This window comes from Haloarchaeobius sp. FL176, from assembly GCF_024609245.1.
Lineage (GTDB): Archaea > Halobacteriota > Halobacteria > Halobacteriales > Natrialbaceae > Haloarchaeobius.
This window is the reverse complement of record NZ_JANJYH010000013.1, coordinates 72,010-81,679: the sequence shown is the minus strand read 5'-3', so window position 1 is coordinate 81,679 and position 9,670 is coordinate 72,010. Positions and strand designations below refer to the sequence as shown.

Here is a 9,670-nt window from a genome sequence, read left to right as displayed (position 1 = left end):
GACGGAGCTGGCACTCCTCTTCGAGGACCAGCGAGATCTGGACGGGCCAGTCGTCGGCGTCGCTGGCGGTGTCGCCCATCTTGTGCTGTGCGATCTTCGAGCCGGGGATGCCGGTGATGTACTCACGTCGTGTGTACGCGGGCTTGGAAATCTCCCGGTACATCGACGCCGGTTTGTCGGACATGGTCTTGCCGTCACTTCGCGCCTACGCCGGTAAAGTACTTTCGAGGCCGTCTCGCTACTCTTCGGCGGCCCGCGGGTCGAGCCAGGCGTGGGACAGGTCCCGGACGAGGTTGGCCGCGATGCCGATGTAGGCGACGACCATCGTCGTCCCGAGGACGAGCGGCATGTCGCAGTCGCGGATAGCCTGAGCCCGAGGTCGCTCAGGCCGGGGGATCTCAGCTCTCCGACGCCGACTGGGTGCGGTCGCGATCGGCGTCGGTCTTACCGCGGAACGCGTGCCAGAGCCACAGGAGCGCGACGAGGCCGATGCCGACCCCAGCCATGTTCGCGGTCGCTGTGACCGCCCTCGGGATCGGACCGGCCCAGGTCTGGAGGAAGAGGACGACCGACAGCAGGAACGCGATGGTGATGAGCCACCGGCGGATGGAACGGAGGACTGCCTCTGTCATGCCTCTGGTTGGTCCGTCGAGCGTGAAGTGTCTTTTCCCGCGGCTACGCTGCTCTGTCACTCACTTCGTCGCTCAAAAGCATGCTCGGTAGGGGATTTGAACCCCTGTCCTCGGCTCGAAAGGCCAAGATGATTGGCCGGACTACACCAACCGAGCGCATCAGTTCGTTCCCGGTCGTCGATTTTAAACCTTCCGTTCCAACCGGGTCCCGGCAGCCACTCGCACACGTGGGCCTCACCGCCTCCTCAACCCTTAACCGCCCTCCGCGCCAGGCTCCGAGCATGAGACGCGTACGCTTTCGCGATCCAGCGGGTGCAGTCCGGTACGGTGAGTGGGACGACGGCGTGATCGAGTTCGGCGACCGGACGTTCGAGGAGGACGAGGTGGACGTGCTCGCGCCGTGTGAGCCGACGAAGATCGTCTGCGTCGGCCGGAACTACGCGGAGCACGCCGACGAGATGGGGAACGACGTCCCCGACCGGCCGCTGCTGTTCCTGAAGGGTCCGAACACCGTCGCGAGCCACGGGAGCGAGGTGACGCTCCCCGCCGGGAAGGACCGTCTCGACTTCGAGGCGGAGCTCGGCGTCGTCATCGGGGAGCAGGCCAAGGACGTGGCCGAGGCCGACGCGATGGACGTGGTCGCGGGCTTTACCTGCGTGAACGACCTCTCGAACCGCGACGACCAGCGTCGAGAGACGAACTGGGTGCGCGGGAAGGCGTTCGACGGGGCAGCCCCGCTCGGCCCGGTGCTGGCGTCGCCCGACGAGGTGCCCGAGGACGCCGCCGTGCGGTCGTACTGCAACGGCGAGCTCCGACAGGACGCGAGCCGCGAGCTGATGATCTTCTCCGTGCCCGAGCTCGTCGCCGAGATCACGAGCTACATGACGCTCGAACCCGGCGACGTCATCGCCACCGGGACGCCGGAGGGCGTCGGAAAGCTCGCGGACGGCGACGAGGTCGTAATCGAGGTCGAGGGCGTCGGCCGCCTCGAACACACCGTGGAGATTCCCAGCGCTTAAGTTTTAGGTCGGCCTAATCTCGTCAGAGATGGAGCTGACCCGGCGGGACGCGCTGGCCGCGCTGGCGTCGACCGGCATCGTCGTCGGAGCCGGCGCGGCGGCGCTCTCGCACCTCGACGACCGGCGAGCGAAGCCCGACGTCGACGTGGACACGCTGGTCGCCGTCGCCGAGGTACTCTACCCGAGCGAGGTGACGGGTGTCCGGGAGTTCGTCGAGACCTTCGTGGCCGGGAGGACCGCGGACAGACCCGACTACCACGCCGGCATGGCAGACGCGCTCGCCGTCGTCGACGAGCGGGCCGAGCGGTGGTTCGACGGGCCGTTCGCGACGCTCGACCGCGAGGACCGGGACGCGACGCTCCGCCAGCTGGGGGCCGACGCTATCCCGCCGGACCCGGAGGGACGGCCGCCCGGACGGGTCAGGTACTACGTCGTGAACGAACTGCTGTACGCCTTCTACACCTCGCCGGCGGGCGGGTCGCTGGTTGGGACCGAGAACCCCATCGGCCACCCCGGCGGGACGACGAGCTATCAGCGGGGGCCGGACGCATGAGCCAGGGGGACGTGGACCGGACACCGTCACCGCGTAGCGACGTCTGCATCGTCGGGGCGGGGCCGGCAGGCGCGCTCGTCGCTCACCGGCTCGCCAGCGAGGGCTACGACGTGGTCGTGCTGGAGGCGGGCCCGCGGTTCGACCCCGACGACCGGCTCGAACGGATGGAACGGCACATCAGGCCCAGCCACGGCCCCGAGGACGTGTGGGATATGGGCGGCCCGCGTGACGCGTACACCAACGCGGGCGAGGAGCACTATCCACTCAACGCGGCGCGGGTGAAGGGGGTCGGTGGGACGACGCTGCACTGGCAGGGGATGGTGTTCCGGCTCCACGAGTCGGACTTCGAGCGCCGGAGCCGCCACGGCGTCGGGCGCGACTGGCCCATCGGCTACGACGACCTGCAGCCGTACTACGCCGAGGCGGAGGCGGAGCTGGGCGTCGCCGGCGCCGACGACAACCCGTTCGCGCCGCCGCGTGCGGAGCCGTTCCCGATGCCTGCGTTCCGGCCGTCGTACTCCGACTCGCTGTTCGCGGAGGCCTGCGAGGAACTCGGCATCGCGATGCACTCGGCGCCCAACGCCCGGAACTCCGAGGCACACGACGGCCGGAGCGCGTGCCAGGGCTACGGCACCTGCAAGCCCGTCTGTCCGTCGGGGGCGAAGTACGACGCGACGGTCCACGTCGCGAAGGCCGAGGGCGAGGGAGCACGCGTCATCGACCGCGCCCCTGCCCAGCGCATCGAACACGACCGCTCCGGCGAGACGGTCGAGGCAGTCGTCTACGCGACACCTGACGGGACGGAACACCGGCAGGAGGCCCGGCAGTTCGTGCTCGCGGCCGGCGGCATCGAGATCCCGCGACTGCTCCTGCTCTCCCGTTCGACACAGCACCCGGACGGCCTCGCCAACTCCTCCGGCGCGGTCGGGCGCTACTTCATGGACCACCTGTTCGCCGGGATGGGCGGCGAACTGGACGCGCCGACCCGCCAGAAGCACGTCGGCTTCATCACGAGCGAGTCCCACCAGTTCTACGACGACGTGGACGAGTCTGTCGGCCCGTACAAGCTGGAGTTCCTCAACTATGCCGGCCAGTCCCCGGTGAACGTCGCGCTCTCGACCGAGAGCGAGGCGGCCTGGGGCGACGCCCTCGCCGAGGAGATCCGCGACACCTACGGCAACCGCATCGCGATGGGCGGGCTCTGCGGGCAGCCACCACGCGCTGAGAACCGCGTCACGCTCGACCCGGACGTGACCGACGACCACGGCAACCCCGTCCCGGAGATACACTGGTCGCTCGGCGACCGCGAACGGCGGACGATCGAGGCCGCCAACGAGACGCAGGCGGCCATCATGAACGAACTCGGCGTCGACGTGGACTGGGTGACCGACGCCGCCACGACCGGGCCGGCGTTCCACCACATGGGGACGACGCGGATGGGCACCGACCCCGACGAGAGCGTCGTGAACCCGCGACTGCGGACGCACGACCTCGACAACTGCTGGATCGCGTCCGCCTCGACGTTCGTCACCGGCGGCGCGCTGAACCCGACGCTGACCATCGCTGCGCTGGCACTGCGGGCCGCCGACGCGGTCGACGCCGAGCTCTGAGCGCCGTCACGAATCTGCGCTCGCTGCCGCCGGTTCGTCTCCGGTCTCGGCGAATCGGACGTCGACACCGTCGACCACGACCCGGACCCCCGCCCCGTACGTGGTGTCGACCGTCGCCGACCAGCCGTGGACCCGCGCGAGCGTCCGGACGGTTGGCAGGGTGACCGTCGCGCTGGCGGTCGGGACGGCGTCGCCGTAGTCGAAGAACGCTTCCGGCTCGGCGTCGGGCTCGGTCGTCCCGTCGTCGGTGACGACGAACCCATCCTCGCGGAGTTCGACGCGGACACTCGTCGAATCCGTGCGGCTCGCGAACCGGAGTGCGTTCTCGAACAGCTTCTCGAGCCGCGTGGGCGCAGCGGCGATCTCTCCCTCACCGACGACCTCGACAGTCGTGTCACCGAGGTCGACGCCCGCACGTGCCTCCGCGACCGTCGCCTGGAAGTCTACCCAGGCGGTCTCGTCGACGGTGCGGCCGTGCTCGGCGACCGTCGCGAGGTCGTCGACCGTGTGGTCCATCCGGTCGGCCATCGCCGACGCCTCGGTCAGGGCGTCGTGTGCGTCGGTGACCGCGCCGTCGTCGAGGCGGTCGGCCGCGAGGTCGACGTACCCCTCGACGACGGCGAGCCCGTTGCGGAGCTCGTGGCGAATGCCCTCGGTGAACCCCTCCAGCTGCTCGTTGTGTCGGTCGACCTCGCGCCGCTTGCGCTCGATGCGGGTCACGTCCGAGAACAGGAGGAGCTGGCCGATGTCGCTGCCGCCGAGCGAGAAGCTGCTCTCGTTCACCAGGAAGTACCGGGTCTCGCCGTCGACGGAACGGTCGACGACACCGCCGTCGGCGTCCAGCGTGTCCGCCAGTCCCGCGACCGAGGTGGCCGGCTCCCCGCTCGCGCCCTGGAGGCCCGGAAACAGCTGCCGTGCGCCGTCGTTGGCCTCGACGACGCGGCCGTCGTCGTCGAGGAGCACCACGGCGTCAGCGACGTCGCCGGAGAGCTGCACCGAGAGGAAGCGGTCCTCGTAGACGTAGAGGACCCCCACCGCGAACGCCGCGACGCCGAGGGGTGCGTAGATGACGTCGATGAGCACCGGCGTCGCGAAGCCGAGCAAGTCGGCGGCGACCGGGACGGCGGTCAGCACGACCAGCCCGGAGACGGAGCGGGTGTCGTAGTTCGCGTCGCGGAAGCGTTCGAACAACATGAACAGGCCGACCGCCGCGAGCACGTACGAGAGGCCGGTCGCGACCCAGTGCAGGAGCCCATGCTGGACGGCGAAGTGGGGGAACGGGGTCGACACCGGGTTCACGGTGAAGTAGTAGCCGTGGACGGGGTTCGTCAGCTTGATCAGCACGAAGGCGAGGTACGTCCCGAGGGCAACGCGCCGGAGAGTGGGGTCGTGGTGGAGGTCGCGCCCGGTGTACGCCGAGCAGAAGTAGAGCCAGGCGAACACCGTCGAGAAGCCGACCGCGAGACCTGCGATGTAGATGGCACGGGCCAGGTCACCCGGTGGGAGCGCGACGAAAGCCGCGTGGGTCGCGGCCCAGAGGCCGCTCGCGACCAGCACCCCGACGAGGCCCCGTCTGGTTCCCTCGTGGTCGATGGTACGAGCACGAGGGACCGACCCGAGGGACGCGACTGTGGCGGCGGTGAATACCAGTACGTAGCCGATACGGACCGTCGACACGTCCGGGAGGAGCTCCATCCAGTTCTACCAACAGATGTGGTGGCCGATACTAACCGTTTTGGCCACGTTCGGGGGCAGTGTCAAGTGGTGTCACGTGCCAAAATAGGTCCCTGATATCCGTATTAATTCTTGGGCATCCCTTTCCCGCAGGGCTGGAATCGACTCCACTATATACGTACGTGCTGCCCTGACGGTGAGGTATGAGCGGAAACCAGATAGGCGCACCCGGTACCAGCATCTCGAGACGGCGGTTCATGGCGGCCACGGGAACCACGGGACTCGCGGCCGCGGCAGGCTGCATGACGACGACGACTAACCCCTCCACGCGGCAGGTCGACCCCGGTACTGCGACGCAGAATCAGGCGATGCAGGACCTCCCAACGACGAGCAAGCCGGAGGTCGTCGACCTGGACGAGCGGGGTCACGAGGTCACGATGAAGCCCGTGAAGGCACGCCACGACATGCACCCGCTCGAGACGATGGGCGGGCCCGTCGGGCTCCCGACGACGTGGGCGTTCGCAGCCGACGACGGCGACCCGAGCGTCCCCGCACCCATCCTCCGGTGTACGGAAGGCGCGGAGCTGGAGGTCACGCTCGACAACACCGACGCCGACGCCCCGCACACCCTGCACTTCCACGGAGTCAAGAAGACCTGGGAGAACGACGGCGTGCCGACGACGACCGGCATCACGGTGATGCCCGGCGAGAAGCACACGTACACCGTCCCCGCGAACGTGGCCGGTACGCACCTCTACCACTGCCACTACCAGACCCCCATGCACATGGAGATGGGGATGTTCGGTATCCTCCGCGTCGACCCCGAGGGGTACGAGGAGGCCGACAAGGAGTACTTCATGACGGTCAAGGAGTGGGACACGCGGCTCGCCCGCCAGCACGCGGGAGAGGACGTCCAGTTCGACCTGACGAACCGACGCCCCGACGCGTTCACGGTCAACGGGAAGTGCGCGCCACGGACGCTCCACCCGGAGGAGGGCTCGCCGATCCTCGTCGACCGGGGCGACACCGTCCGCATCCACTGGGTCAACGGCGGGTTCATGAGCCACCCGCTGCACATCCACAACCACCGGTTCAAGGTGGTCGAGAAGGACGGTACGCCCTACCCCGAAGAGATGCAGCTGAAACAGGACGTACTGAACGTCGCGCCCGCCGAGCGCTACACTATCGAGTTCGAGGCAGACGTCGACCCCGGTATCTACCTGATGCACTGCCACAAGGTCGACCACGTCCGCAACGGGAGCACGTACCCGGGCGGGATGCTCTCGGGCATCGTCTACACGGAGGCGATGGACACCGAGATCTTCTCGAACCTGATGGAGTACGCGGGCTACGAGGGCTGAGACCATGCAACGACGCCAGTTCATGGGCGCGGCCGGTACCGTCGCCCTCGGGACGGCGGCGACGGGGATGGCCGCCGGCCAGCAGGGAGACGAGGTATCGCTGATCGACTGGTTCGACGGCGTCGGCAACGTCGACGGACTGGTCGACAAGACCGGCGAGTCCGAGGTGACCATCACGGTCGGCGCGCAGGGCAACGGCGGCGCGTTCGCGTTCGGCCCGCCAGCGGTGCGCATCGACCCCGGCACGACGGTCGTCTGGGAGTGGACCGGGAACGGCGGCGTCCACGACGTGGCTGCCGAAGACGGTAGCTTCGCCTCCGAGATGCAGGGCGAGGCCGGCGCGACGTTCGAGCAGGCGTTCGAGGAGGCGGGCGTCGTGAAGTACGCCTGCAACCCGCACAAGAACATGGGGATGCGGGCGGCCGTCATCGTCGGGGACGTTCCGGTCACGCTGACCGCGAGCGAGTCGACCGCGGCCAGCCCCGATAGCCAGGAACAGGAGCCGACCGGACCGACGTTCGACGGCTGGCTTGAAGGCGTCGAGAACTACGGGACCGTCGCCGACAAGCGCGGGCAGGACACCGTGACGGTCACCGTCGGTGCCGAGGGCAACGGCGGCCAGTACGCGTTCGACCCGCCCGCCATCAGGGTCGACCCCGGAACGACGGTCGTCTGGGAGTGGACCGGCACCGAAGGGCCCTACAGCGTCGTCGACGACACGCTCGGATTCGCCAGCGAGCACACGAACGACGTCGGCAACCGCTACGCGATGGAGTTCTCGGGCTCGGGCCTGAGCAAGTACCACTGCGAGGACTACAGGGAGCGAGGAATGCGTGGTGTCGTCCTCGTCGGCGAGGGACCGCAGGAGGTCATGTCGAAGTCCTCGCTCGCTGTCGGTGGCGGCCTGCTCGCGCTCGTCTCGGCACCGATACTGTTCGGCCTGCGCGAGCACGTCCGGGACACGACGCAGGAGTAGCTCCGGGTTCGCTCTTTTTCGTCGACGGTCACTGTTCGACCCAGCAGCCGTGACGGTACCACGTCCCAGCTCCGGCCAGCACGGGTCCTCGCCGTCACTGACCACATCTTCTGGGCCTACAGCGTCCGCCGGGAGCTCGCGCCGACCGCGACCATTTAATATAGCATTATACAGTTTATTTGGCCGACACTGGTCATCCGACGGCGGGCACATTTGTTTAGAATATAACCATTACGCATGCCGAGAACCCGGTCTGGACCACGAGTTGTCACGATGACCGTGGTATACCTTCTCACTCCGTGCGAAGCTTGAAGTGCCAGCTAGCCGACAGCCGCGTACGGTCACGATGGAGACCCTATCCACTTTCTGAGGCGGACTCGGACGCCGACCCACCGGTCGGGTCGCGAGCCCGCAGGCTGCTGGACCGCCAGCGGCGTCTCCGTCGTACGAACGCCGACACTCGACTGTCACTCGTGACGCGACGCCGCAGAACCACCCATCCAGATTCACATCACATGTCACGACGGACAGTACTCGCAGCACGAACCGCAGACGAACAACCTGACACGACTGAGATCCGCGCACTCGCCGAATCCGCGGGCCACGAGGTCGTCGCGGAGCACACACAGACACGCGCGGCGGACGCCACGTACAACCTCGGCCGCGGGAAGGTCGACGCGGTGGCCGAGAGCGTCGACGAACACGATGCCCGCTACGTCGTCGTGGACAACGAACTCACGCCGTCGCAGTTCTTCGCGTGGACCGACCGACTCCCGGACGGCGTCGAGGTCCGCGACCGCTTCCGGCTCGTCCTCGATATCTTCGAGGCGCGCGCGAACACCCGCCGGGCGTCGCTCCAGGTCGAACTGGCACGGCTCGAGCACGAACTCCACCGACGCCGGGAGGTCCAGAGCCACGACGACGAGTACAGATGGTTCCCCACGCACGACCCCGAGGGCGAGTGGATTCGGGAGGTCAAGCTCAGAATCGACCGGGTCAACACCCGGTTGCAGGAGCTGCCCGCAGCGGGCGACGAGACCCGTGAGCGCAGGCACGAGGCCGGCTTCGACTTCGTCGCCCTCGCGGGCTACACCAACGCGGGGAAGTCGACGCTGCTGCACCGGCTCGCGGACGACCTGTCGCTCGACGACCTCGGCGCAGGCGCGGACGACATCGCCGAGACGGCGAACGTCGAGGACCGGCTGTTCGAGACGCTGGAGACGACGACGCGCCGCTGTACGGTCGACGGTCGCCGGCTCCTCGTCTCGGACACCGTCGGCTTCATCCGGGACCTGCCCCACGACCTCGTGGAGGCGTTCCGGTCCACCCTGGTCGAGGCGCGCGAGGCTGACGTGGTCGTCCTCGTCGCCGACGCCAGCAAGCCCGTCGACGCACTTCGTGAACGGGTCGACACGGTGCTCGACGAGGTCGGCGACGGGCCGGTCGTGCCGGTGTTCAACAAAGCCGACCGCGTCGACGCCCACGAGCTCGAACGCAAACGGGACGTGCTCCCCGACGACCTCGGCGAACCGGTTCCCATCAGCGCCACGGAGAGGAACGGGCTCGACGACCTCCGTGAACGCGTCGTCACGGCCCTGCCCGCCGAGGACGAGACGTTCGACCTCCCGCATGGCGGCGACACGATGGGTTTCGTCGCGTGGTGCCACGACCACGGTGCAGTCGAGTCCGTCGAGTACGGCAAGCGCGTCCAGCTGACCCTCCGGGCGCGACCGTCGGTGGTCGAGCAGGCCCGCGCCCGTGCAGCGGACCTCGCGGAGGATACGACGGACACCGCCGACACGTCCTCCGACAGCCGTGCTTGACTACGCTTAAGGGCTCACGGCC

At 68.4% G+C, this 9,670-nt stretch carries 8 protein-coding genes, 1 tRNA gene and 1 pseudogene; 6 read left to right on the top strand and 4 right to left on the bottom strand.

The window, feature by feature from the left end:
- The 3 genes and pseudogenes from rpl10e to NO978_RS17700 all read right to left on the bottom strand — a co-directional run.
- Nucleotides 1–184: pseudogene (rpl10e, locus tag NO978_RS17710) on the bottom strand (50S ribosomal protein L16); the annotation flags it as partial.
- Between the two features lie 214 nt (nt 185–398).
- Nucleotides 399–632 (bottom strand): hypothetical protein, encoded by a 234-nt coding sequence (locus NO978_RS17705; RefSeq protein WP_257300888.1) that lies wholly within the window; start codon nt 630–632, stop codon nt 399–401.
- 81 nt (nt 633–713) lie between these two features.
- Nucleotides 714–788 (bottom strand) — tRNA-Glu (locus NO978_RS17700).
- A 125-nt stretch (nt 789–913) separates the two neighbouring features.
- Between NO978_RS17700 and NO978_RS17695 the strand changes: the two genes are divergently transcribed.
- The 3 genes from NO978_RS17695 to NO978_RS17685 are packed head-to-tail and all read left to right on the top strand — an operon-like array spanning nt 914 to nt 3,814.
- Complete coding sequence (locus tag NO978_RS17695) at nt 914–1,651, top strand: fumarylacetoacetate hydrolase family protein (RefSeq protein ID WP_257300887.1); 738 nt, start codon at nt 914–916, stop codon at nt 1,649–1,651.
- Between the two features lie 28 nt (nt 1,652–1,679).
- The gene (locus tag NO978_RS17690) at nt 1,680–2,204 is read left to right on the top strand and encodes a gluconate 2-dehydrogenase subunit 3 family protein (RefSeq protein ID WP_257300886.1); all 525 of its coding nucleotides are present in this window, start codon (nt 1,680–1,682) and stop codon (nt 2,202–2,204) included.
- Nucleotides 2,201–3,814 (top strand): GMC family oxidoreductase, encoded by a 1,614-nt coding sequence (locus NO978_RS17685; RefSeq protein ID WP_257300885.1) that lies wholly within the window; start codon nt 2,201–2,203, stop codon nt 3,812–3,814. Before NO978_RS17690 ends, NO978_RS17685 begins: the two co-directional genes overlap by 4 nt.
- A 6-nt stretch (nt 3,815–3,820) precedes the next feature.
- Here NO978_RS17685 and NO978_RS17680 read toward each other — a convergent pair whose 3' ends face one another.
- Nucleotides 3,821–5,509, bottom strand: coding sequence for a histidine kinase N-terminal 7TM domain-containing protein (locus tag NO978_RS17680; protein WP_257300884.1), 1,689 nt, complete (start codon nt 5,507–5,509; stop codon nt 3,821–3,823).
- A gap of 182 nt (nt 5,510–5,691) precedes the next feature.
- On the opposite strand from NO978_RS17680, the gene NO978_RS17675 reads away from it, so the two are divergent.
- From NO978_RS17675 to hflX, 3 genes are all read left to right on the top strand, one after another.
- A complete protein-coding gene (locus tag NO978_RS17675; protein WP_257300883.1) occupies nt 5,692–6,849 on the top strand; it encodes a multicopper oxidase domain-containing protein in 1,158 nt (385 codons plus the stop codon).
- A gap of 4 nt (nt 6,850–6,853) precedes the next feature.
- Complete coding sequence (locus NO978_RS17670) at nt 6,854–7,825, top strand: halocyanin domain-containing protein (protein ID WP_257300882.1); 972 nt, start codon at nt 6,854–6,856, stop codon at nt 7,823–7,825.
- Between the two features lie 515 nt (nt 7,826–8,340).
- Entirely contained in the window at nt 8,341–9,648 is a 1,308-nt protein-coding gene (gene hflX, locus NO978_RS17665; protein ID WP_257300881.1) for a GTPase HflX, read from the top strand.
- Nucleotides 9,649–9,670: the final 22 nt, after the last annotated feature.

Bases quoted from the DNA above. Each gene is read 5' to 3' on its own strand.
- NO978_RS17705 (WP_257300888.1), bottom strand. From the start codon at position 632: ATGACAGAGGCAGTCCTCCGTTCCATCCGCCGGTGGCTCATCACCATC.
- NO978_RS17695 (WP_257300887.1), top strand. From the start codon at position 914: ATGAGACGCGTACGCTTTCGCGATCCAGCGGGTGCAGTCCGGTACGGT.
- NO978_RS17690 (WP_257300886.1), top strand. From the start codon at position 1,680: ATGGAGCTGACCCGGCGGGACGCGCTGGCCGCGCTGGCGTCGACCGGC.
- NO978_RS17685 (WP_257300885.1), top strand. From the start codon at position 2,201: ATGAGCCAGGGGGACGTGGACCGGACACCGTCACCGCGTAGCGACGTC.
- NO978_RS17680 (WP_257300884.1), bottom strand. From the start codon at position 5,509: ATGGAGCTCCTCCCGGACGTGTCGACGGTCCGTATCGGCTACGTACTG.
- NO978_RS17675 (WP_257300883.1), top strand. From the start codon at position 5,692: ATGAGCGGAAACCAGATAGGCGCACCCGGTACCAGCATCTCGAGACGG.
- NO978_RS17670 (WP_257300882.1), top strand. From the start codon at position 6,854: ATGCAACGACGCCAGTTCATGGGCGCGGCCGGTACCGTCGCCCTCGGG.
- hflX (WP_257300881.1), top strand. From the start codon at position 8,341: ATGTCACGACGGACAGTACTCGCAGCACGAACCGCAGACGAACAACCT.